20 protein-coding genes and 1 pseudogene are annotated in these 21,376 nt (G+C 60.1%); 8 read left to right on the top strand and 13 right to left on the bottom strand.

The window, feature by feature from the left end; all coding sequences use genetic code 11:
- Nucleotides 1–2: 2 nt before the first annotated feature.
- Together ACZ9H3_RS07350 and ACZ9H3_RS07345 are read right to left on the bottom strand one after the other, a co-directional pair.
- On the bottom strand, nucleotides 3–758 hold the full coding sequence (locus tag ACZ9H3_RS07350; protein WP_371917235.1) for a methyl-accepting chemotaxis protein: 756 nt from the start codon (nucleotides 756–758) through the stop codon (nucleotides 3–5).
- A gap of 102 nt (nucleotides 759–860) precedes the next feature.
- A pseudogene (locus ACZ9H3_RS07345) lies at nucleotides 861–1,829 on the bottom strand (methyl-accepting chemotaxis protein); the annotation flags it as partial.
- A gap of 575 nt (nucleotides 1,830–2,404) precedes the next feature.
- Here ACZ9H3_RS07345 and ACZ9H3_RS07340 point away from each other — a divergent pair.
- Nucleotides 2,405–3,724: a Na+/H+ antiporter family protein gene (locus tag ACZ9H3_RS07340; protein ID WP_476220218.1), complete on the top strand. Its 1,320-nt coding sequence runs from the start codon at nucleotides 2,405–2,407 to the stop codon at nucleotides 3,722–3,724.
- 121 nt (nucleotides 3,725–3,845) lie between these two features.
- Here the strand turns inward: ACZ9H3_RS07340 and ACZ9H3_RS07335 are convergent, their stop codons facing one another.
- On the bottom strand, nucleotides 3,846–5,615 hold the full coding sequence (locus ACZ9H3_RS07335; RefSeq protein ID WP_454241974.1) for an acyl-CoA dehydrogenase C-terminal domain-containing protein: 1,770 nt from the start codon (nucleotides 5,613–5,615) through the stop codon (nucleotides 3,846–3,848).
- Nucleotides 5,616–5,647: 32 nt separating this feature from the next.
- A complete protein-coding gene (locus ACZ9H3_RS07330; RefSeq protein WP_330523543.1) occupies nucleotides 5,648–7,270 on the bottom strand; it encodes an acyl-CoA synthetase in 1,623 nt (540 codons plus the stop codon).
- A gap of 192 nt (nucleotides 7,271–7,462) precedes the next feature.
- On the opposite strand from ACZ9H3_RS07330, the gene ACZ9H3_RS07325 reads away from it, so the two are divergent.
- Nucleotides 7,463–9,253 carry a PAS domain S-box protein gene (locus ACZ9H3_RS07325; RefSeq protein ID WP_099775302.1) on the top strand — a complete coding sequence of 597 codons (1,791 nt, stop codon included), beginning with the start codon at nucleotides 7,463–7,465 and terminating at the stop codon, nucleotides 9,251–9,253.
- Nucleotides 9,254–9,266: 13 nt separating this feature from the next.
- The gene (locus ACZ9H3_RS07320; RefSeq protein ID WP_065758503.1) at nucleotides 9,267–9,899 is read left to right on the top strand and encodes a response regulator transcription factor; all 633 of its coding nucleotides are present in this window, start codon (nucleotides 9,267–9,269) and stop codon (nucleotides 9,897–9,899) included.
- A gap of 27 nt (nucleotides 9,900–9,926) precedes the next feature.
- On the opposite strand, the gene ACZ9H3_RS07315 is transcribed toward ACZ9H3_RS07320, so the two are convergent.
- Nucleotides 9,927–10,247, bottom strand: a complete 321-nt coding sequence (locus ACZ9H3_RS07315; RefSeq protein ID WP_102053076.1) for an ElaB/YgaM/YqjD family protein — start codon at nucleotides 10,245–10,247, stop codon at nucleotides 9,927–9,929.
- Between the two features lie 128 nt (nucleotides 10,248–10,375).
- Between ACZ9H3_RS07315 and ACZ9H3_RS07310 the strand changes: the two genes are divergently transcribed.
- Nucleotides 10,376–10,630, top strand: a complete 255-nt coding sequence (locus tag ACZ9H3_RS07310; protein WP_065758505.1) for a hypothetical protein — start codon at nucleotides 10,376–10,378, stop codon at nucleotides 10,628–10,630.
- A 41-nt stretch (nucleotides 10,631–10,671) separates the two neighbouring features.
- On the opposite strand, the gene ACZ9H3_RS07305 is transcribed toward ACZ9H3_RS07310, so the two are convergent.
- Nucleotides 10,672–11,148, bottom strand: coding sequence for an LEA/WHy family protein (locus ACZ9H3_RS07305; protein WP_065758506.1), 477 nt, complete (start codon nucleotides 11,146–11,148; stop codon nucleotides 10,672–10,674).
- A 153-nt stretch (nucleotides 11,149–11,301) separates the two neighbouring features.
- On the opposite strand from ACZ9H3_RS07305, the gene ACZ9H3_RS07300 reads away from it, so the two are divergent.
- The 3 genes from ACZ9H3_RS07300 to ACZ9H3_RS07290 all read left to right on the top strand — a co-directional run bounded on the left by ACZ9H3_RS07300 (nucleotide 11,302) and on the right by ACZ9H3_RS07290 (nucleotide 13,417).
- Nucleotides 11,302–11,628, top strand: coding sequence for a hypothetical protein (locus tag ACZ9H3_RS07300; RefSeq protein WP_102053074.1), 327 nt, complete (start codon nucleotides 11,302–11,304; stop codon nucleotides 11,626–11,628).
- Nucleotides 11,629–11,706: 78 nt separating this feature from the next.
- A complete protein-coding gene (zapE, locus tag ACZ9H3_RS07295; RefSeq protein WP_065758508.1) occupies nucleotides 11,707–12,825 on the top strand; it encodes a cell division protein ZapE in 1,119 nt (372 codons plus the stop codon).
- Nucleotides 12,826–12,835: 10 nt separating this feature from the next.
- Nucleotides 12,836–13,417 (top strand): DinB family protein, encoded by a 582-nt coding sequence (locus tag ACZ9H3_RS07290; RefSeq protein WP_330523546.1) that lies wholly within the window; start codon nucleotides 12,836–12,838, stop codon nucleotides 13,415–13,417.
- A gap of 13 nt (nucleotides 13,418–13,430) precedes the next feature.
- Here ACZ9H3_RS07290 and ACZ9H3_RS07285 read toward each other — a convergent pair whose 3' ends face one another.
- Together ACZ9H3_RS07285 and ACZ9H3_RS07280 are read right to left on the bottom strand one after the other, a co-directional pair.
- Nucleotides 13,431–13,865, bottom strand: coding sequence for a YqaA family protein (locus ACZ9H3_RS07285; RefSeq protein ID WP_065758510.1), 435 nt, complete (start codon nucleotides 13,863–13,865; stop codon nucleotides 13,431–13,433).
- Between the two features lie 10 nt (nucleotides 13,866–13,875).
- The gene (locus tag ACZ9H3_RS07280; protein ID WP_330523547.1) at nucleotides 13,876–14,304 is read right to left on the bottom strand and encodes a DUF411 domain-containing protein; all 429 of its coding nucleotides are present in this window, start codon (nucleotides 14,302–14,304) and stop codon (nucleotides 13,876–13,878) included.
- Between the two features lie 286 nt (nucleotides 14,305–14,590).
- On the opposite strand from ACZ9H3_RS07280, the gene ACZ9H3_RS07275 reads away from it, so the two are divergent.
- Nucleotides 14,591–15,337, top strand: a complete 747-nt coding sequence (locus ACZ9H3_RS07275) for an SDR family oxidoreductase (protein ID WP_102053070.1) — start codon at nucleotides 14,591–14,593, stop codon at nucleotides 15,335–15,337.
- Between the two features lie 12 nt (nucleotides 15,338–15,349).
- Here the strand turns inward: ACZ9H3_RS07275 and mapR are convergent, their stop codons facing one another.
- The 5 genes from mapR to ACZ9H3_RS07250 form a co-directional block, all read right to left on the bottom strand.
- The gene (mapR, locus tag ACZ9H3_RS07270; RefSeq protein ID WP_476222722.1) at nucleotides 15,350–16,759 is read right to left on the bottom strand and encodes a GntR family transcriptional regulator MpaR; all 1,410 of its coding nucleotides are present in this window, start codon (nucleotides 16,757–16,759) and stop codon (nucleotides 15,350–15,352) included.
- Between the two features lie 39 nt (nucleotides 16,760–16,798).
- Complete coding sequence (gene ccoG, locus ACZ9H3_RS07265; RefSeq protein ID WP_476220217.1) at nucleotides 16,799–18,211, bottom strand: cytochrome c oxidase accessory protein CcoG; 1,413 nt, start codon at nucleotides 18,209–18,211, stop codon at nucleotides 16,799–16,801.
- Between the two features lie 766 nt (nucleotides 18,212–18,977).
- A complete protein-coding gene (locus tag ACZ9H3_RS07260; protein WP_065758514.1) occupies nucleotides 18,978–19,877 on the bottom strand; it encodes a hydroxymethylglutaryl-CoA lyase in 900 nt (299 codons plus the stop codon).
- On the bottom strand, nucleotides 19,874–20,299 hold the full coding sequence (locus tag ACZ9H3_RS07255) for a MerR family transcriptional regulator (RefSeq protein ID WP_065758515.1): 426 nt from the start codon (nucleotides 20,297–20,299) through the stop codon (nucleotides 19,874–19,876). The genes ACZ9H3_RS07260 and ACZ9H3_RS07255 overlap by 4 nt, the downstream gene beginning before the upstream one ends.
- A 94-nt stretch (nucleotides 20,300–20,393) precedes the next feature.
- Entirely contained in the window at nucleotides 20,394–21,320 is a 927-nt protein-coding gene (locus ACZ9H3_RS07250; RefSeq protein WP_099775301.1) for a LysR family transcriptional regulator, read from the bottom strand.
- Nucleotides 21,321–21,376 lie beyond the last annotated feature (56 nt).

Raw genomic sequence — 21,376 nt, 5'->3', positions numbered from 1 at the left:
TGTCACACCCGGAACTGATCCATCAGGCCTTGCTGCTGGTTGGCCAGGCTGTTGAGTGACTGGCTGACCCGTGCCGACTCATTGGCCTGACCGGCCAACGATTCGGTAACGTCGCGAATGGTTGCGACGTTGTTGTTGATCTCTTCGGCTACCGCACTTTGCTCCTCGGCCGCGCTGGCAATCTGCAGGTTCATGTCGGTGATGACCGTGACGGCATCACCGATCTGGCGCAGGGCGATGACGGCTTGGCTGACGTGTTCGACGCTGCCCTGGGCCTGGCGGTGGCTGCTGTCCATCGCGCCCACCACGTCGTGCGTACCGGCCTGGAGCTGTTCGATGACCTGACGGGTTTCTTCGACCGACTCCTGAGTACGTCGCGCCAGGTTGCGCACTTCATCAGCGACAACGGCGAAGCCACGACCGGCTTCACCCGCCCGGGCCGCCTCGATGGCCGCGTTCAGGGCCAGCAGGTTGGTCTGCTCGGCGATCGAGCGAATCACTTCCAGCACCGAGCCAATCTTTTCACTGTTTTCGGCCAGGCCTTCGACTTGGCGCATGGCAGAGCTCATATCGGCCGCCAGGGTGTCGATGCTGCTGGTTGTCAGGTCGATAACTGCCAGGCCCTGGCGGGTGGCCTGATCCGCCTCGCGGGCCGCTTGAGCGGCTTGTGCTGCGCTGCGAGCGACGTCCTGCGCGGTGGCACTCATCTCGTGGGAGGCGGTAGCCACCTGGTCGACCTGGCGGTACTGCTGTTCCATGCCGGCACTGGTCTGGCTGGCAATCGCCGAAGACTGGTCGGCAGTATTACGGGCTGCCTGAACCGACTGTTTGACCTCTGCAATGGTCGGCTGCAACTTGTCCAGGAAACGGTTGAACCAGCCGGCCAACTCACCCAGCTCATCACGTTTGTCGTAGTTCAGGCGGCGGGTCAGGTCGCCTTCGCCACTGGCAATGTCCTTGAGCATCGCTGCAACACCGAGGATAGGGCGGGTGACGCTGCGGGCCATCAACCAGACGAGTAGCAGGCCCACCAGTGCCGCCAGCAGGCCAAGCCCCAGCTCGATCAAGGTGCCGCTGGTGTTGCGTTGATCCAGCTCCGCTTTAAGTGCTTCGGCCGGGCCTGTCAGTGCGCTTTCAGGCACATCCAGTAATACGCCCCATGACTTGGCGCCTGGGATGGGGGCAAACGATGCCAGTACCTTCAAGCGGTTGTTGTGGTGGATGCTGTGCATGGCGCTGGTATCGGCCAGCAGGCGAACCAGTTCGGCGCCGTTGGCGCTGTCGACCTGTTCAAAGCGCTGGGCCAGTTTGCTCGCGTCAGGGCTGTAGCCTGCCAACAGGCCGACAGGGCTGAGGATCCCGACCTGGGTACGGCCTTCATACAGGCTGCGGCTGGCTTGCTGGCTGAGCCCTTGCAGGCTGTTGAGATTGATGTCGACTGAGAGAGAGGCAACGACCTTGTCGGCCACGATCAGCGGGTAGACGATGCTGGTCATCAGCACCTGTTGACCGTTGATCTCATAAAAGTACGGTTCAACCACGCACGGTTGGCGAGTGCTGCGTGGGCAGGCGAACCAGGTGTTGGCGGGTTCCCCGCTCGGGCCGACGCTGGTGTCGTTGATGTCATGTTCGGGCAATGCCATGGACACCAGATTGCCTGGTGTTGGCTGTGACCAGTACAGCGCAAAACGACCTGTTTCGTTACTGCCCAAGTCCTTCTGGCCAATGAACAGCGCGTCTTTGTTATCCAGTGCATTGGGGTCGAAGACGAGCGACAGGCCCAGCAGTTCGGGGTTTGCCTGCAATGCCGAGCGCACTTGGCGGGTCATGTCTTCACGCAGGTCGAACGCATCCAGGAAGCGCTTTTCGGACTGCTCGCGCAGGAACAGGACCTGGCGGGCGAAACCGGCACCGTACTGGTAGGCGTCCATGAATTGACGACGGATGCTTGAGGCCTGGACTTCGCCCTGAGACTCGATGCGAGCCTGGGCAGCTTCAGTCAGCATCTGCATGCTGCTGGCCTTGACCAGGTCGGAGTTGTGTTCCATGCGGTACAACGAAAGTCCTACCAGCAGGGTGACAATGCTCGCGAGGCAAAGTCCGGCCAGCAGGGTGATTTTCCATTGAATGGAAAGTTGTCTGAGCGACATGGCGAAGTCCTTTGAATCAAAAATGATTGAGGCTATCGACTGTAACGGCCGCCAATACTGTTTCTTTATTTAAACGCTCAATTGAAAAGCGTCATTTTCGGATGTTCAGGCGACCCCGTTCGGGGCCCCTGCTTTGACAAGGCGGGGTGTCTGCTTCAGAGTGTGCGCCCTCCATAAAAATACTAATTCGTTCGGCCGGGCCATCCCGTTGCCGAAGCGCACGCTTTTTGTCTGGTTTTCAAGAGGTCTCTGGAATGAATGCAGTAATTGCCGCGGTCGGCATCATGCTGATATTGAGCCTGTCCCGCGTGCATGTGGTGATTGCGCTGATCATCGGTGCCTTGGCCGGCGGGCTGGCAGGTGGTCTTGGTATCGAGGGCACCTTGAAGGCGTTCAACGGTGGCCTGGGCGGTGGTGCAACGGTAGCACTGTCCTATGCATTGCTCGGAGCCTTTGCCGTGGCCATTGCCAAGTCGGGGTTGGCGCACGCACTGGCAGACAGGGCGCTGGCAATGTTCGATCAACAGCGTGGCAATGAAGGCGGCAAGGTCAAATGGCTGCTGATTTCACTGCTACTGGTGGTGGCCATTTCTTCGCAGAATATTCTGCCGATCCATATCGCGTTTATTCCACTGCTGGTGCCGCCACTGTTGTATGTGCTGACCCGGTTATCGATTGATCGTCGGTTGGTGGCCTGCGTCATGACCTTTGGCTTGATCACGCCCTACATGTTCCTGCCTGTTGGTTTCGGCAACATTTTCCTTAATGAAATTCTGTTGGCGAATGTCAGCCGCAGCGGTGTGGATGTGAGTGGCGTCAACGTGACCCATGCCATGGCCATTCCGGCGGCGGGCATGCTTTTTGGCCTGTTGCTGGCGGTGTTCTTCAGCTATCGAAAAAAACGCGCCTATGACCTGGAAAAGATCGAGCAGGTCGAGCAGGTCGCAGTACGTTACAACCCGCTGACACTGCTGGTAGCCGGCTGTGCCATCGCTGCCGCGTTCATTATCCAGCTATGGCTGGACTCAATGATCATCGGTGCCATGGCCGGTTTCCTGATTTTCTCGCTGTCGGGCATTGTCCGCTGGAAGGAGACTGACGGCCTGTTTACCGAAGGCATGAAAATGATGGCCATGATTGGTTTCATCATGATTGCGGCGTCGGGTTTTGCCGAGGTAATGAAGGCCACAGGCGAGGTGAAAACACTGGTCGAGGCATCGGCGGTCTGGATCGATCACAGTAAAGGGGTCGGTGCATTGCTGATGCTGCTGGTTGGGCTGCTGGTCACCATGGGCATCGGCTCGTCGTTTTCGACCGTACCGATCCTGGCGGCGATCTTCGTCCCTCTGTGCGTGCAGTTGGGCTTCGATCCTGTGGCTACCGTGTGCATCGTTGGCACCGCTGGCGCGCTGGGTGATGCCGGTTCGCCGGCGTCGGATTCGACCTTGGGGCCAACCTCCGGGTTGAACGTCGATGGGCAGCATCACCATATCTGGGACACGGTGGTTCCAACCTTTATTCACTACAATTTGCCGCTGTTGGCCTTTGGCTGGGTGGCGGCCATGGTGCTGTAGGTCGAACGCGACGGACCATCATTCTTGCGCGTGATACAGCGGGCAATCAAATGGACGTCTCTTTCAGACAAGACAACGGGGCCTTGGTACCTGCGCACCAAGGCCCCGTTGGTGGCCCGCCTTAGAACTGCTCGGCGGACAGCGTGTAGAGCGTCGTGCTGCCAGCGCGAATGCTGGCGTGCAACGAGAGCACGCGTGGCAGCAGGCGCTCAAAGTAGAACGCTGCGGTGGCGAGCTTGGCCTGATAGAAGGCCGGATCCTGCGCACGGTTCTCGTGTGCGGTGGCTGCCATTCGCGACCACATGTAGGCGTAGGCCACATAGCCAAACATATGCAGGTATTCAACCGAAGCAGCACCCACCGCATTCGGGTCCTTGACGGCCTGCTGGCAAAGCCACTGGCTGGTACTTTCCAGTTGGGCCAAGGCTTGCAGCAATGGCTCGCTGAACGGTGCTGCGGTTTCGCAGAAGGCGCGGATTTCCCGGGCGAAGATCGCCAGCGACTGGCCGCCATCGGCAACTACCTTGCGACCGAGCAGGTCCAGTGCCTGGATGCCGTTGGTACCCTCGTAGATTTGTGCGATCCGCACATCACGTACCAGCTGTTCCTGGCCCCACTCGCGGATATAGCCGTGCCCACCAAACACTTGTTGGCCCAGCACGCAGCTTTCCAGGCCAGTGTCGGTGAAGAACGCTTTGGCTACGGGGGTCAGCAGTGCGACCAGGCGCTGTGCAGAATCACACTCGGCGGCGTCTTCACCGTATTTGCTGATGTCCAGTTGCTGGCCGACGTAGGTGGCGAAGGCGCGACCACCTTCGGTCAGTGCGCGCATGGTCAGCAGCATGCGCCGTACATCCGGGTGAACGATGATCGGGTCGGCAATCTTGTCTTTCGCCTGCGGGCCCCCGGCGGCGCGGCTTTGCAGGCGGTCGCGGGCGTAGGTGGCGGCATTCTGGTATGAGGCTTCGGCGCAGCCGATGCCCTGGATACCGATGGACAGACGCTCGTAGTTCATCATGGTGAACATGGCGGCCAGGCCACGGTTTTCTTCACCGACCAGGTAACCAATCGCGCCGTCGAAGTTCATGACGCAGGTCGCGGAGGCCTTGATGCCCATCTTGTGCTCTACCGAGCCACAACTGACGGCGTTGGTTGCACCCAGGCTGCCATCAGCGTTAACCAGGCGTTTGGGCACCAGGAACAGTGAGATGCCTTTTGGCCCAGCCGGGGCATCGGGCAACTTGGCCAGTACCAGGTGAACGATATTCTCGGTCAGGTCCTGATCGCCACCGGTGATGAAGATCTTGGTGCCGCTGATGGCGTAGCTGCCATCGGCCTGAGGTTCAGCCTTGCTGCGGATGATGCCCAGGTCAGTACCGGCGTGAGGCTCGGTCAGGCACATGGTGCCAGCCCATTCGCCGCTGTAGAGCGGCGGCAGGTAGGTGGCTTTCAGGGCTTCGCTGGCGTGAGCGTCAATGGCCAGGCAGCAACCGGCACTCAAGGCCGAGTAAAGGCTGAAACTGCAGTTGGCGGCATACAGCATTTCCTCAAACTGCACGGCCAGCATCTTTGGCATGCCCATGCCGCCATACGCCGGGTTCCCGGCCAGGCCTACCCAGCCGCCGTCGCGGTAGGTCTGCCAGGCTTCCTTGAAGCCTTGCGGTGTGGTCACAGCGCCTGCCTCGAAGCCGACACCCTCTTCATCGCCACTGCGGTTGAGCGGGGCAATCAACTGGCCGGTAATCTTCGCCGCCTCCTCAAGGATCGCATCGGCAGTCTCTGCATCGACCGCGCCGGCCAGTGCTGGCAGTCGGGCCCAAAGGGCAGGGCCCTGGAAAACCTCATGAAGGACGAAGCGCATGTCGCGCAGTGGTGCATTGAACTCAGGCATCGCGGGTCTCGCAGAAATCGGGTGGATAGGGATCAGAGCGCTTTTGCCCAGTCACGCAGCAAGTACTTTTGAATCTTGCCGGTTGAGGTCTTTGGCAGCTCACTGAAAATCACCGTCTTCGGCAATTTGAAACCGGCCAGGTGCTCGCGGCAGAAGGCGATGATCTCGTCTTCGGTGGTGTCCTGGCAGTGGCCTTTCAGCGTGATGTAGGCGCACGGGGTTTCACCCCATTTTTCATCGGGACGAGCGACCACCGCGGCTTCAAGTACCGATGGGTGGCGGTACAGCGTGTCTTCAACCTCGATGGTCGAGATGTTCTCGCCGCCTGAGATAATGATGTCTTTCAACCGGTCCTTGATCTCGACATAGCCGTCCGGGTGCCAGACAGCAAGGTCGCCGGTGTGGAACCAGTCGCCACGGAACGCTTCTGCAGTGGCAGTCGGGTTTTTCAGGTAGCCTTTCATGACGGTGTTACCGCGCATGAAGATCTCGCCGATGGTGTTGCCATCGCGCGGTACAGGCTCCAGGGTTTGTGGGTCGGCGACCATCAGGCCTTCAAGCGTGACGTAGCGAACGCCCTGGCGTGACTTGATGCGGGCGCGCTCATACAGTGGCTTTTCGTCCCACTCGCTATGCCAGGCACACACGGTGACCGGGCCATACACTTCAGTCAGGCCGTAGACGTGCGTCACCTTGATGCCCATTTCCTCGACCGCGCCAATCACCTTGGCCGGTGGCGCTGCGCCGGCAACCATGGCATTGACGGGGTGGTCAATGGCGGCTTTGGCCGTGTCGGGCATGTTGATCAGTGCGTTGAGCACAATGGGGGCACCGCACAGGTGAGTGACCTGATGCTCGCGAATCATGGTCAGGATTTTCTGTGGGTCTACCCGGCGCAGGAATACATGGGTGCCGGCCAGTGCAGTGACGATCCACGGATAGCACCAACCGTTGCAGTGGAACATCGGCAGGGTCCAGAGGTAGACCGGGTGGTTGCCCATTGCCCAGGTGATCTGGTTGCCCAGCGAGTTCAGGTAGGCGCCCCGATGGTGGTAAACCACGCCCTTGGGGTTGCCGGTAGTACCGGATGTGTAGTTGAGCGAGATGGCCTGCCATTCGTCTTCCGGCCAGGTCCAGTCGTAGTCCGGGTCGCCTTCAGCGAGGAAGGCCTCGTAATCCAGCGTACTGACCGCACAGCCTTCGCCATACTCCGGGTCATCAACGTCAATGACCAGTGGTGGATTCTTCAACAGGGCCAGTGCTGCAGTGATCACCGAGTGGAACTCGCGGTCGGTGATCAGTACCTTGGCTTCGCCATGCTCAAGCATGAACGCGATGGCCTCGTGATCCAGGCGCACGTTAAGGGTGTTCAGTACGGCGCCGATCATTGGCACGCCGAAGTGTGCCTCCAGCATTGCCGGAATGTTGGGCAGCATGACGGCAACGGTGTCGCCTTTTCCGATGCCACGGCCGGCCAGGGCGCTGGCAAGGCGTCGGCACCGGGCATACGTGTCTTGCCAGTTACGGCGGATCGAGCCATGGATGACGGCAGGATATTGCCCATAGACAGCGGCCGTGCGCTCGATGAAACTCAGGGGAGTAAGGGCAGTGTGATTGACAGAGGCGGGCGCGAGGCCTTGTTCGTAGATCGACATGACAGTGTCCTGTGCAGGAGGCAGCCGCGCTTGGCGAACTGAAACCCCCGTTGGCTGATTGTTAGCTCTGATCAGGTTTCTACAGCGAGATCGTGGCCCGCTGGGTGTCGCATTTTTTACTCGAAACGCCATAGTATATGGAAGCTAGACTATAGCAATATGGTACTTATACTATAAAAAACGGACCTATTCTTGACGCTATCGACGACTGCCTTGTTTGCCAAGGACCCGCAGCCTACGCTCATACTCGATGCGGCGGCGCGGCTGCTCAGCGCTAATCCGGCGTTTGAGGCGCTGGCCCTGGGGCGCTCCCCGGCGACGGTGCTGCCCTCCAACTACGCCGCCTTGATCCAGGCCTGCCTGTTTCAGGATCGGGCTATTGCCGAGGTAGAAGCGCAGGTTGGCGAGCGTATTCTGCTATGGACGCTGATCCCTTCAGATGATTGCCGTCAGGTGATCGCCCGCTGCCGTGACGCGACCGCCGAGCGCCAGAGTGTGCGCGATGCCAGCCAGGCTCGACGGCTCTATCGGCTGATTACCGAGAACACTACCGACCTGATTTCTCGGCACACGCCCGATGGGTGTTTCCTTGATGCGTCGCCGGCATCCTACCGTTTGCTCGGTTACTGGCCTGAAGAGCTGCGTGGTGTTGCCGTGCAGAGCCTGTTTCATCCTCATGACTGCTTGCAGTCGCTACCCCAGGCTGGCGAGGCACTGGAGCAGGATGGTTATCAGACCATGACCTGTCGTGTCCGCCACCGGGATGGCCATTACCGATGGTTTGAGATTGCCAGCCGGGCGATCCGGGAAACCTACACCGGCGCGGTGGTGGAAGTGATCAGTGTTTCCCGTGAGATTACCCTTCGGGTTGAGGCTCAGGAGAACTTGCGACGACTGGCCGAGGTGGTAGAAGCCAACACGGATCTGGTGTTGTTTACCGACCCGGCGGGGCAACTCACCTACCTTAATCGTTCGGCACGGCGTGCACTGGGGCTGGTTGAACAGCAGGCGGCACCGGGCCTTCGTGATGTGCTCGATGATGAGGCCGTGCAGCGCCTGGATGCTGAAGGTTGGCAACAGGCCGAACGCGAGGGCGTCTGGCAGTGCGAAGCGACCTTCAAGCCTTGCGGCGGCGGCAGCCTGTTTCCGGTGTCGCTGGTACTGTTGGCTCATCGTGCCAACGGCGGTGAGCGCTATTACTCGCTGGTGGCGCGGGACATGACGGAGCGCGAACTGCGCGAAGCTCAGCAGCGTCGACATCAGGACGAACTGGCGCATACTGCGCGCTTGGTCACCCTGGGTGAGCTGGCGTCGGGGATCGCCCATGAGATCAACCAGCCGCTGGCCGCCGTGGTGAATTACGCCAGTGCCAGTCAGCGCTATCTGCAGACACTGGAGCACGACCCCAAGGCTGTGCAGCGTGTAGCCCAGGGCTTGCAGCGGATCAATGAACAGGCCACTCATGCGGCTGAAGTGATCAAGCGCCTGCGTGCCTTTTTGCGCAAGGAGCCGCGCCGCCTGCAAGCCTTGCATATCGCCGAGGTTGCCCGTGAAGCCGTGCGCTTGTGTGCGTGGGAAGCCAATCAAGCACAGGTGACGATCGACCAGCGTATGGCGCACAATCTGCCGCCGGTTTACGCCGACCGCATCCTCCTTGAGCAGGTCTTGCTCAATCTGCTGCGCAATGCGTTCGAGGCTAACCGCGAGCAACAGCCCGGGCGGCCTTCTCGTGTGCTGCTGAGTGCTGTACTAGAGGCAGGGTGGTTGACGATCCGGGTGTGCGACCAGGGGCCGGGTGTGGCTGCGGAGCGGCTCGACGGCATCTTCACCCCGTTCAATACCAGCAAGCCGGAGGGGCTTGGCTTGGGTTTGAGCATGAGCCGCAGTATCGTCGAGGGTTTTGGTGGAACGCTGCAGGCCAGTCCGGGCGATGGCGGCGGATTGATTCTGTGTTGTCGGCTGGCGCCGGCAGCTACTGTCTGAACAAGAGGTCTTGATGCAGGAACCGAAGGTTTACGTGGTCGATGACGATCAGGGCATGCTCGATTCCACGGTCTGGCTGTTGGAGTCGGTGGGCCTTCAGGCATTGCCGTTCACCAGTGGCCAGGCCTTTCTGGATGCCTGTGACGCGTGTCTGCCAGCGTGTGTGCTGCTTGATGTGCGAATGCCAGGTATGGGCGGGCTAAGCGTGCAGGAAGCGTTGCGGGCGCGTGGGCTCGATTTGCCCATCATCTTTCTCAGCGGTCATGCCGATGTGCCGATTGTGGTACGAGCCTTCAAGGCCGGGGCCTGTGATTTCATCGAAAAGCCTTACAACGATCAGCTGTTGCTGGACAGCGTTCAAGATGCTCTGGGGCGTTCTCATCGTGCGCAGGCTGGCAGCAGCCAGCGTGATGCGGTGCAGGCACGCATTGACAGCCTTACCCCGCGTGAACGTGATGTGTTCCTGCCGTTGGTGCAAGGGTTTACCAACCGGGAAATTGCTGAGCAGTTGGCTGTCAGTGTGAAGACGGTCGACTTGTACCGCTCTCGGGTCATGAAGCGCATGCAGGCCGAACACCTGCCGGAGTTGGTGGGCATGGCGATTGCCTGTGCACAGGTCGACCCGCTGCAACTGCGCGGGCCCTGACGGTCGCGCAGTTGTTGCTTGCAGGCGTTAGCCGCGACGTCCCAGCAGCAGGCCGACGATCAGGCCGACCCCGGCCGAAATCGCTACGGTCTGCCAAGGGTGGCCACCGATGTAGGTTTCAGTCGCTTCGACGACCGGTTTCGCACGCTCACCGACAGCGTTCATCGCATGGCGCGCCTGCTTGAGTTTCTGGCCGACCTGGGTTCGCAAGGTCTCGGCCTCTTCGCCAACCAGCGTGGCGCTGTCTCTCAGCAGTTTTTCCGATTCTTCAATCAGCGCCTGCAACTCACTGAAGGCCTGATCCTTGATCTGCTCGGTATCGGCTTGCACAGTGATTTTCCTGGCCATGAACGCTTCCTCTATAGGGGTGAACATTGATCAATCGATGCTGGCGGCGCGTAAAGTTGCAGGGGTTTGGCCGACGCCAGCGGCTACAGTGTAAGATAACGCCCATTTTCAAGCGGTAGGAAGTCCTCATGAGTTTCAATCTGGCCAACAAGAGTTTTGCCGAACGGGCACAGATCGAAGACGAGAAGTCCCGGCTGTTCGAACTCTGGCAGACCAGCCTGGGCAAAGCCAAGGGCGAGGCTGCACGACTGATCGGCGAAAAGCCACGCCGCAAGGGCAAGTGGGCCGAGTGGGTGCGTACGGAGCTGGACGGCATGTCGCCGCCCGAATACGCCAACATGGTGCGCAGTGAAGTCAACAAGCTGATGGCTGCGTCACGCTGACGTTGGCGACAGCCGTATCTACAACCTTGCAAAGCCTGCGGCTACCAGACACTGCTTGTGGGTTCTGGCAGGTTCAGGCGCCCGCGGTTGGTAAAGCGCACGGTACCCTGTGGCCCGCTGGCCAGTTTGCCGCGTAACTCGTACGGCAGGCCATCGAGGCTGCGCGCCTGACCTAATCCATACGCCTGGCGCAGCATGGAAAAGGCGGTGATGCTTACCGGTACCACCAGTATGTCCTCGCTGTACCGAGCAACGCTGCCGCGCTGATTACTGACCCCGGCTGCCAGTGGTTGACCATTGACCTCAAGGTTCAGGGCGATGCCGTTGTAGTTGATAGGCGTTTCGTTGGGGTTCTGGATACGCAGCTTGACGGCCATGCGCAGTTCAAGCTCTTGTCCTGGTAGCGGTTCGATACCGATGACGCTGATGTTTACCGGGTCACGCCCCTGAAACAGCGCGCACGCGCTCAAGGCCAGGATCAGCAGCACGCTCAAGGTTTGACGCAAGGTACGGAACATGGGCAGTCCTCGGTAATAGGGCACAGGCTCAGTGTGGCAAATACACCGGGGTGGTGGTAGTCGATGTGAACAGCAAACCACAGGTTTGTCGCTGAACCTGTAGTGTTCCGAGCTATCCAACGATTGGGCGCAACGCGTTGTGGAGGTGATTCGATGAACACATCATGGCTAGGCGTGCAGGTGCTTGGCTTGAGTCTGTTGCTGGCGGCAACCGCGCAGGCGCAACCGGCTGCTCCGTTGTACCTGGCTGCGCAACCCGATAATCCTTATAACAGCCCGATCCGCAGAGCCAACCCGAACAGCCGACAAGGTAGCGTGCCGGCCACGCCGCCGGTCCCTGCACCGTCTACCCAGCCCAATCCGCGCCCGCCGACCCTGGAAAACCGGGGTATCGGTAATGGCGATAACCTGCGCCGGGAACAGCAGGTGCCGAATCTGGAGCCTTCGCGTCCGCCGCGCGACTCCATTCGTGCACCGTAACTGCACTGAGGGCAGGGGAAGGCTGGCGCTCAGGCACTGCCCGGCGGTAGGCTTGGCGTTTTGCCTGAGACGCTCCTGATGTCTGGCTTCAGCGAAGCTTCACCGTTGCAGTTCTACCAACAGGCGGTCGCCTGTAACGGCTTTGTCGCCGATGCAGCCCAACTGCAGGCGGCGACAGCCCTGCAAGCTTGTTTCGACGCTGTAGAGCAGGGTGCGTCAGCACGTGGCGTCTACCTGTGGGGCCCGGTGGGGCGTGGCAAAACCTGGCTGATGGACCAGTTTCATCGCAGCCTGAAGCAGCCGGCGCGGCGCCAGCATTTTCACCACTTCATGCGTTGGGTGCACCAGCGTCTGTTCCAGCTCAACGGTACGGCTGATCCGCTACGGGCCTTGGCGCGCGCTTTGGCTGACGAGATCCGGGTGCTCTGTTTCGACGAGTTGTTCGTCAACGATATTGGTGATGCGATCATTCTGGGCGGACTGTTCCAGGTGCTGTTCGATGAGGGGGTGGTTATCGTTGCCACCTCTAACCAGCCACCGCAGCAGCTCTACCATGATGGCTTCAACCGTGAGCGCTTTCTGCCGGCCATCGCGGCGATTGAGCAGCATATGCAGGTCGTCGCTGTGGATGGCGGCCAGGATCACCGCCTGCACCCTGGGGTGGCCAAACAGCGCTATTGGGTGCGCCAGCCTGGCGAGAGCAGTGTGCTGGGGGCGGTGTTTGCGAGCCTTTGTGGTGATGCCCAATGGTCAGCCGAACCCCTGCGCGTAGAGCACCGTAGCGTGCAGGTAGTGCAGCGCAGCGACCAGGTGCTCTGGTGTCGCTACGCCGACCTGTGCGAGCAGCCGATGGCCGCGCCGGAATTCATGGCCTTGTGCGACCGCTTCCAGGCGATTCTGCTTGGCGAGGTGCCTGCCCTCGGCGCGGCTCAGCGCCCGGCAAAAATTGCCCGGGGCACTGAGGACGGGGTTGAGCGGGTTGCTGCAGGTGACCGCGAGTTGCCACAGTTATCGGTGCAGGATGATGGTGTGCGGCGTTTCATTGCATTGGTCGATGAATGTTACGACCGTCGGGTGGCGTTGTACCTGGAGGCGCAGGTACCGCTGGAAGCGCTCTACACTCAAGGGTATCTCGAGTTCCCGTTCCGGCGTACGTTGAGTCGCTTGCGGGAGATGCAACTGCAACGCTTCTGTTGAGGAGCCGATCATGGCCGAGCCACTGTCGCACCACCTGCTGACCATGGCCTACAACAATGCCTGGGCCAATCACCGCTTGTACAAAGCCTGTCAGCAATTGACTCAGGATGATTTCGTCGCGCCACGCTGCGGTTTTTTTCCATCGATCAAGGCAACGCTTGAGCACATTCTGCAGGTCGACTCGTTCTACCTTCAGGCCTTGGAGCGTGAGCACCGTGGCGAGCCGCCGGACATCGAGGCAGAAGGGCTCTTCGAACCACTGGAGGCGTTTGAGAGCTGTGACCAGTTGCAGCGCGAGCAGGCGCAGGTCGATCATCGGCTGATCGCCTACTGCAGCCAGTTGCACGATCATCAATTGCAGCGTGAAGTCAGTATCGTGCGGCCTGATCGTGTGCAGTGTGAGCAGCGCTTGCGTCTGCTGGCGCACCTGTTTCAGCACCAGATCCACCACCGTGGCCAGGTGCACGCCATGCTTGCCGAAACCGAAGTGCCGCCGCCGCAACTCGATGAGTTTTTCTGTGCGCAGGAGTCTGAGCTAAGGGCTCAGGACTTTGCCGAACTGGGCTGGACAGAGGAGCAGATCTGGGGCTAGTGCGGTGCCAGTATCAACGGTGTATCCAGCCAAGGGTGAGCAGCGCAAGTATCAGGTAGCGACCACCCTTGGCCACACTGACGAGTAACAGGAAGCGCCAGAACGGCTCGCGCATTACCCCGGCAATCAGGGTTAGCGGGTCGCCGATCACCGGCATCCAGCTCAGCAACAGCGACCATTGACCGTAACGTTGGTAGCGCTGCTGGGCCTTGTCCAGTTGCTCGGGCTTGAACGGAAACCAGCGTTTGTCGCGTAGCTGTTCGATACCGCGGCCCAGCAACCAGTTGACGATCGAACCCAGCACATTACCGAGTGTGGCAATCAGTAGCAGGCTGAGCACCGCATCGGGCTCGCCAATCAGCAAACCCACCAATACGGCTTCGGACTGCATGGGCAGCAGCGTCGCTGCCGCAAAAGCACTGAGAAACAGCCCCCAGTGGCTGAGCATGAACACGCGATCAGTACGTAGCGACCACTTCGTCAGTGCCGTCCTTGGTCAGGCCGATGACCTGGTAGGCGTCTTTGTGGTCTCCCATTTCCATGCCGGGTGACCCCATTGGCATGCCTGGGACGGCCAGGCCTTTCAGGTCGGAGCGCTTGGCCAGCAGTTTGACCTGTTCGGCGGGTACGTGGCCCTCGACGAACTTGCCGTCGATCACACCGGTGTGGCATGAGGCCAGGCGGGGGGCAACGCCCAGGCGTTCCTTGACCGCGCTCATGTTCGGCTCGACATGGTCATTGACTGTGAAACCGTTGTCACGCAGGTGGCTGATCCATTCCTTGCAGCAACCGCAGTTGGGGTCGCGGTAGACATCAATGGTCTGGCCGGCTTGAGTCAGGGTGCTGAAGGCCAGCAGGCCAAACAGGGCGATTTTCTTGGTCAGCATGGTTAATCTCCAGATCCAGACGCTGGTGTGTCACGTGTGTTCGAGTGCCCAGCGGTTAGCCGGCAGAATAGCGGAATTGGCGTTCAGGTGCAGCGTGGCCTGTTGCCGCTGGCTCATCCCCCGGTGTGGCGAAGCGGGAGACAGCGATCACGCTGAGGGCTCGATTCTAGCCCGTTTGGCCTGTCAGAAAGCTGAGCGTTGGATTACAGGTTTGTAAGGTGTTGTCAGCGGCCTGATCGGGGCGTTAGCCTTAATTAAGCAAAGGTTATTTGGGCAAGGGGTTTTCATGCAGCAAGTCATCGTCATAACCGGCGCAAGCCGTGGCATCGGTGCCGCTACCGCACGTCTTGCGGCGCTTCAGGGCTATCGGGTTTGCATCAACTATCACGCCGACGATGAGGCCGCCGAGCGTGTGTTGGCTGAGGTCCGTGAGTTGGGTGCCGAGGCGATTGCCGTTCGCGCCGATGTCAGTGTCGAAGATGAAGTCATCCAGTTGTTTCATCGGGTCGACAGTGAGTTGGGGCGGGTGACGGCGCTGGTCAACAACGCCGGGACCATCGGGCACACCAGCCGGCTTGAGGACATGTCCGAGTTCCGTCTGCTCAAGCTGATGAAGACCAATGTGGTGGGGCCGATGCTCTGCGCCAAACACGCGCTGCAGCGTATGTCGACCCGCCATGGCGGGCTGGGAGGCAGTATCGTGAACGTCTCTTCGGTGGCTGCCCGGCTTGGTTCGCCCAACGAATATGTCGATTATGCCGCCTCCAAAGGTGCGCTGGACACGTTTACCGTGGGGCTGGCCAAGGAGGTCGCGAGTGAAGGTGTGCGGGTCAACGCCGTGCGTCCTGGCTACATTCACACCGATTTCCACGCGCTCAGTGGCGACCCGGACCGGGTCAGTACGCTGGAGGCCAGCCTCCCCATGGGGCGCGGCGGGCGGGCTGAAGAAGTGGCCGAGGCCATTATCTGGTTGCTGTCGGACAAGGCGTCCTATTCCACCGGCAGTTTTATCGAGTTGGGGGGTGGGCGCTGACGCGCCTGCAGATCAGAACGAGCGGACGATTCGCCCCAGTGTCTCCATGGCCTTTTCCGATTGCTCGGTCCAAGGGCTGCCGTAGTTCAATCGTATGCAGTTACGAAAGCGCTGAGTGGCTGAGAAAATCGGCCCCGGTGCAATGCTGATACCTTGTGCCAAGGCCATCTGAAAGAGCTTCAGGGAGTCCATCTGCTCCGGCAATTCCAGCCACAGGAAGTAGCCTCCTTCCGGGTGGCTGACCCGCGTTTGTGCCGGGAAATGCCGGGCAATGGCCGCGAGCATGGCGCTCTGCTGTTCTTCCAGGGCATAGCGCAGTTTGCGCAGGTGGCGGTCATAGCCGCCGTGCTGCAGGTAGTCGGCAATGGCCGCCTGCGCCGGCATTGAGGCGCACAGCGAGGTCATCAGCTTGAGCCGTTCGATCTTCTGGGCGTAGCGTCCGGCGGCCACCCAGCCGATGCGATACCCCGGTGCCAGGCTTTTGGAGAAGGAACCGCAGTGCATCACCAGGCCATCGGTGTCGAACGCCTTGGCCGGTTTCGGTGCCTGTTGGGCATAGTAGAGTTCGGCGTAGACGTCATCTTCAATCAGTGGCACCTGATGCTGACGCAGCAGTTCCACCAACTGTTTCTTCTTCTCCTCCGGCATGCTGGCGCCCACCGGGTTCTGGAAATTGGTCATGCACCAGCAGGCTTTTACCGGATGCCGCTCCAGTGTCTGGGCGAGGACGCCAAGGTCGATGCCTTCGCGTGGGTGAACGGGAATTTCCACGGCCTTGAGTTTCAACCGTTCAAGAATCTGCAGGCAGGCGTAGAACGCCGGCGCCTCGATCGCTACCAGATCGCCGGGTTCGGTGACGGCTTGCAGGCACAGGTTCAGCGCCTCCAGGGCGCCGTTGGTGATCAGCAGCTCCTCCATCGGCAGCATCAAGCCGCCGACCATATAGCGCAGGGCTATCTGCCGCCGCAGTTGCGGGTTGCCTGGCGACAGGTCGGTGACCACCATGCGTGGGTCCATTTCCCGGCTGGCGCTGGCCAGCGAGCGGGCCAGGCGCGGCAGTGGGAACAGGTTCGGGCTCGGGAAGGCCGAGCCGAAGGCGACGGTTTGCGGGTCTTTGATCGAGTCGAGGATGGAGAACACCAGTTCGCTGACGTCAACTTCGGTGGACTCGGTGGCCTGCTCGATGATCTGCGGCTCATTGAACTGGCGTGGTGCGTGGGCGTTAACGAAATAGCCGGAACGTGGCCGGGCGCGGATCAGCCCGCGACGCTCCAGCAGGTAGTACGCCTGGAACACCGTGGACGGACTGACGCCGTGGGTCTGGCTGGCATAGCGCACCGACGGTACCCGCTGGCCAGGGCCGAGCACCCCGGAACGGATCAGTTCGGCAATATCGTCGGCGAATTTCTCGTAGCGTTTCATCATGGCTCGGCAGGTTCTGGGTACACGGAGTGTATGTGATCAGCGGTTCAAAGGCGCAACAAAGCGGCTGCGGGCCACGCTGCGTACGCTGGGTTCATCGCTGTCGACAACCTCGAAACTGATCTCCTGGGCGCTGCTGTCCGGACGGTCGGCGAGCATGGCCACCGAGACCGGCAAGTCGCTGATCTCGCCCGGTGCCAGGTTGAACTCGCTCTGGCCGTGGAGCACGAAGCCTTCGCTGTCGACCAGGCGCAGGTGGTAATGCTGGCGCTGTTGGGTTTTGTTGATGACCTTGAGGGTGTAGATGTTCTCGATCTGCCCCAGGTTGTTTTCCCGGAACAGGCCGCGGTCCTTGCTGACATCGAGCGAGACCATTGGGCGCTGGTTCAAGGCAATCACCAGGGCACCGATCATCACCACCAGCACGGTGCAGTAGCCGAGCAAGCGTGGGCGCAGCCAATGGGTTTTGCCCCCTTGCAGGGTGTGTTCGGACTTGTAGCCGATCAGGCCACGGTCATAGCCCATCTTGTCCATGATCGAGTCGCAGGCGTCGATGCAGGCCGCACAACCGATGCACTCCATTTGCAGGCCATCGCGGATGTCGATGCCGGTGGGGCAAACCTGTACGCACATATGGCAGTCGATGCAGTCGCCCAGGCCCTTGGCCTTGTGGTCGACGTCTTTCTTGCGTGGGCCGCGTGACTCGCCGCGACGCGGGTCATAGGCGACGGTCAGGGTGTCTTTATCGAACATCACGCTCTGGAAGCGGGCGTAGGGGCACATGTGCATGCAGACGGCTTCACGTAGCCAGCCAGCATTGATGTAGGTTGCCCCGGTGAAAAACAGCACCCAGAACAGGCTGACGCCGCCCAGTTGCAAGCTGAAGAGCTCTTCAGCCAATGGCCGGACCGGCGTGAAGTAGCCAACAAAGGTCAGCCCGGTCAGCACGCTTATGGCCAGCCACAGGGTGTGCTTGGCTGAACGGCGGGCCAGCTTGTTCAGGCTCCAGGGCGCAGCATCCAGTTTGATTCGCTGGTTGCGCTCGCCTTCGGTGATCTTCTCGCACCACATGAAGATCCACGTCCATGAGCTTTGCGGGCAGGTATAGCCGCACCAGATGCGCCCGGCAAACACGGTAATGGCGAACAGGCCAAAAGCGCAGATGATCAGCAATGCCGAAAGCAGGATGAAATCCTGCGGCCAGAACGTCGCACCGAAAATATGGAACTTGCTTTCAGCCAGGTCCCAGAGCACGGCCTGACGACCGCCCCAGTTCAACCAGACCGTGCCGAAAAACAGCAGGAAAAGAAAGCCGGCACCACCGATGCGCAGGTTGCGGAACAGGCCGGTGAAGCTGCGGGTGTGGATGTGTCCGTCGCTGCTGGCGGCCTTCTTCTTGACGGGGGAGGGCTCGGCAATCTCAACGATCTGGACGGGGATTCTATCGCTCATGGTTCGTCGCTCATCAGGCCTCGATCAGGCCAGAGCACTATGGCGAGCGTTCTGTTTGCATAACAGGCTCAGGTATTGCGATAAAAACCGTATCAGATTCAGTCGAGTGGGCGCGCAGGCCGCTGATTGCCTGGCTCGGGCCGTTGTGCGCGACGTGCCTGCGACTATCCACCGCACCCGTTGCAGAGGCGTGGATCTGTGGGCGATTTTTGAGGAGGCAGGAAGCACTGAGGGGAGCCTAGGCTCCCCTCAAAGATTGTTGCGTGCTCTTTTTATTATTGTGAGGGTGGCCTTTTGTTGTTTTTGTCGGCCACGACCTCTGTGTTGCGGGCGATCCCCATCCGGGATCAAGAGCAAACGTATTTTTTTGAGCGCTGATCTGCTTTCATCATTGCTGATACAACCTGACGGGCGCTACCTTGGGGTAGTTTTATTGTTCTCTGCCTGGTCGTGGGGCACGCCCCCGAAAAGCACATCATCTCCAAAAAAATCTGTTAGCTGCGTCTCTGCCGTGGTTGTTCTTGTTATGCCAGAGTCGTTACGTCTTGTTTTTATTGGGTTGTCGCATTTTTTATTGTTGTTGTACCGAACATATAGCAGGTGGCGTGCCAACTTTTTAAAACTCAATAAAATCAATGGTTTAGAGATTTTGTCGAAAAGGTTGGCCGGGAGAATTTGTCGATTTGTTTCTGTGTTACCCGTTTTTTCCCTGAAAAATGTGGGGGCGGTAACACTGGCTACGAGGCCGGCTGTTACCGCCACGGGATTACTGGGCGTTACGTGCACGCGCAACACGTGAACCGCTGGCGCGGCCCAGAACGTTGCTGATCCGCTGGCCGGCTGCAATCAGTGCATCCAGGTCGATACCGGTCTTGATGCCCAGGCCCTGAAGCATGTACAGCACATCCTCACTGGCCACGTTACCGCTGGCGCCCTTGGCATAAGGGCAGCCACCCAGCCCTGCGACCGAGCTGTCGAACACGGCAATCCCTTCCAGCAGGCTGGCATAGACGTTGGCCAGTGCCTGGCCATAGGTGTCATGGAAGTGCCCGGCCAGTTGTGCCCGTGGTACCTGCGCACCAACCACCTCGAACATCCGGCGGGTTGCGCCTGGGGTGCCGGTACCGATGGTGTCACCCAGCGAGACTTCATAGCAGCCCATGTCGTAAAGCTCGCGGGCCACCGGGGCCACTTGCTCGGCGCTTACCGCACCTTCATAGGGGCAGCCCAGTACACACGACACATAGCCACGTACACGCACGCCGTGCTGTCGTGCGGCTTCCATGATCGGTACGAAGCGTTGCAGGCTCTCGCTGATCGAGCAGTTGATGTTGCGCTGCGAGAAGGCTTCAGAGGCCGCCGCGAATACCGCGACCTCCTTGACTCCGGCGGCCAGTGCGTCCTCGAAACCGCGCAGGTTCGGTGCCAGGGCGGCGTAGGTCACGCCGGCTTTTTGTTTGATGTGCGCGAACACATCGGCGGAGCCCGCCATCTGCGGTACCCACTTCGGTGAGACAAAGCTGCCGACTTCAATGTAACCAAGCCCCGCAGCAGTCAGGTCATCGACCAGCTGTACCTTGTCTGCCACGCTGATCGGCTGGGCTTCGTTCTGCAGGCCGTCGCGTGGGCCGACTTCGACCAGGCGGACATTCTCGGGCATTGTCATTGGGAAGGTTCCTGTGAGGCCTCAACGGCGCTTTTCTGATTGTTCAGGGTGGTTGCCAGCGCCTGTATGCAGCGCTCTTCGGCGGTGTCCAGTTCCAGTTGCATCTGTTGGATGTCGAGTAACTGCTGCTCAAGCTGGGCGCGCCGCTCGGCAATCTTTGCCAACATGCTGTTGAGCTGCTTCTGGTTACCGCTGCTGGGGTCGTAGAGCTCGATCAGCTCGCGGCACTCTGCCAGCGAAAAGCCGATTCGCTTGCCACGCAGGATCAGCTTCAGGCTGACTTTGTCGCGGGCCGTGTAGATACGCTCCAGGCCCCGGCGTTCGGGGCTGAGCAGTCCTTGCTCCTCATAAAAGCGAATGGCACGGGTGGTAATGTCCAGTTCGCGGGAAAGGTCGGAAATACTGTAGGTCTGGCTACTCATGGCAAGGCTCGGCTAGGTGCATGCGCTAAACCTAAAGGCAGCTTTACGTATACGTCAAGCTGGATCGTGATTGTGCGCGCGACAGGGTTTGAGTTCAGGCGTGTACGGGCTGCGTTTCTTGCGCAACGACCCGTTGGCACAACTCGATGATCTGCTCGCGCATCCAGCGGTTGGCGGGGTCCTGGTCTGTGCTCTCATGCCAGTACAGGTGGGTTTCCAGCGGCGGAACATCGTTGACCGGCAGTGGTGTGAAATTCAGATGATGGAGCCGAGCAAAGCGTTCTGGCACGGTCATCACCATGTCGGTCTGCTGCAACACCTGCGAGGCCATCAGGTAATGTTGTGAACGCAGGGCGATCTTGCGTTGCAAGCCCATCTTGCCCAGTGCCAGGTCGACATAGCCCAGCCCGTTGCGGCGGCTGGAAATGTGGATGTGGGTCAGGCCCATGTATTCATCCAGGCTGAGTGTGTCTTTGGCCAGCGGGTGGCCCTCGCGCATGGCGCAGACGTACTGGTCTTGCATCAGTTTTACATGACGCACTTGCGGGTCGGTGTTGAGCGGCGCGTCGACGGCGAAGTCAAGGCGCCCGGCCGCCAGCTCCTTGGTGGTCTCACGGCGTTTGCAGAGGAAACTTTCGATGGCCACGGCCGGGGCCAGACGCCGCAGGCGCTGGAACAAGGGGGGCAGAATCACCGCTTCGGTCAGGTCCGTCATGCTGATACGGAAGGTCTTGTTCGCCTGCAGGGGGGTGAAGATCCGGCTCTCCTGTACAGACACACGCAGCAACGACAGGGCGTTACGCACCGGGCCGATAATGTTCTGGGCCATGGGGGTAGGCACCATGCCCTGAGCGGTACGCACGAACAAGGGATCGTTGAAGGTATCACGCAGCCGTGCCAGGGCGTTGGAGACCGCTGGCTGGGTAATGCCGACGATCTGCCCGGCGCGGGTCAGGTTGGCTTCGGTGTAGATCGCATCGAAGACGATAAACAGATTGAGATCGACCTTGTTCAGGTTCATGGGCGCTGCTCTTGTAGGTGTTATCTGCTGATCATATATCGCTTATGAATGTTTAT

It is taken from the genome of Pseudomonas sp. TE3910 (assembly GCF_056279025.1).
This window is presented reverse-complemented; position numbering and strand designations above follow the sequence as displayed.

What these genes read in the sequence shown, in the direction of transcription:
- ACZ9H3_RS07255 (WP_065758515.1), bottom strand. Translation starts at nt 20,299, where the DNA reads ATGAGTAGCCAGACCTACAGTATTTCCGACCTTTCCCGCGAACTGGAC.
- ACZ9H3_RS07340 (WP_476220218.1), top strand. Translation starts at nt 2,405, where the DNA reads ATGAATGCAGTAATTGCCGCGGTCGGCATCATGCTGATATTGAGCCTG.
- ccoG (WP_476220217.1), bottom strand. Translation starts at nt 18,211, where the DNA reads ATGAGCGATAGAATCCCCGTCCAGATCGTTGAGATTGCCGAGCCCTCC.
- ACZ9H3_RS07285 (WP_065758510.1), bottom strand. Translation starts at nt 13,865, where the DNA reads ATGCTCAGCCACTGGGGGCTGTTTCTCAGTGCTTTTGCGGCAGCGACG.
- ACZ9H3_RS07350 (WP_371917235.1), bottom strand. Translation starts at nt 758, where the DNA reads ATGGAACAGCAGTACCGCCAGGTCGACCAGGTGGCTACCGCCTCCCAC.
- ACZ9H3_RS07280 (WP_330523547.1), bottom strand. Translation starts at nt 14,304, where the DNA reads ATGCTGACCAAGAAAATCGCCCTGTTTGGCCTGCTGGCCTTCAGCACC.
- ACZ9H3_RS07330 (WP_330523543.1), bottom strand. Translation starts at nt 7,270, where the DNA reads ATGTCGATCTACGAACAAGGCCTCGCGCCCGCCTCTGTCAATCACACT.
- zapE (WP_065758508.1), top strand. Translation starts at nt 11,707, where the DNA reads ATGTCTGGCTTCAGCGAAGCTTCACCGTTGCAGTTCTACCAACAGGCG.
- ACZ9H3_RS07315 (WP_102053076.1), bottom strand. Translation starts at nt 10,247, where the DNA reads ATGGCCAGGAAAATCACTGTGCAAGCCGATACCGAGCAGATCAAGGAT.
- ACZ9H3_RS07320 (WP_065758503.1), top strand. Translation starts at nt 9,267, where the DNA reads ATGCAGGAACCGAAGGTTTACGTGGTCGATGACGATCAGGGCATGCTC.
- ACZ9H3_RS07260 (WP_065758514.1), bottom strand. Translation starts at nt 19,877, where the DNA reads ATGACAATGCCCGAGAATGTCCGCCTGGTCGAAGTCGGCCCACGCGAC.
- ACZ9H3_RS07305 (WP_065758506.1), bottom strand. Translation starts at nt 11,148, where the DNA reads ATGTTCCGTACCTTGCGTCAAACCTTGAGCGTGCTGCTGATCCTGGCC.
- ACZ9H3_RS07250 (WP_099775301.1), bottom strand. Translation starts at nt 21,320, where the DNA reads ATGAACCTGAACAAGGTCGATCTCAATCTGTTTATCGTCTTCGATGCG.
- ACZ9H3_RS07310 (WP_065758505.1), top strand. Translation starts at nt 10,376, where the DNA reads ATGAGTTTCAATCTGGCCAACAAGAGTTTTGCCGAACGGGCACAGATC.
- ACZ9H3_RS07335 (WP_454241974.1), bottom strand. Translation starts at nt 5,615, where the DNA reads ATGCCTGAGTTCAATGCACCACTGCGCGACATGCGCTTCGTCCTTCAT.
- mapR (WP_476222722.1), bottom strand. Translation starts at nt 16,759, where the DNA reads ATGAAACGCTACGAGAAATTCGCCGACGATATTGCCGAACTGATCCGT.
- ACZ9H3_RS07275 (WP_102053070.1), top strand. Translation starts at nt 14,591, where the DNA reads ATGCAGCAAGTCATCGTCATAACCGGCGCAAGCCGTGGCATCGGTGCC.
- ACZ9H3_RS07300 (WP_102053074.1), top strand. Translation starts at nt 11,302, where the DNA reads ATGAACACATCATGGCTAGGCGTGCAGGTGCTTGGCTTGAGTCTGTTG.
- ACZ9H3_RS07290 (WP_330523546.1), top strand. Translation starts at nt 12,836, where the DNA reads ATGGCCGAGCCACTGTCGCACCACCTGCTGACCATGGCCTACAACAAT.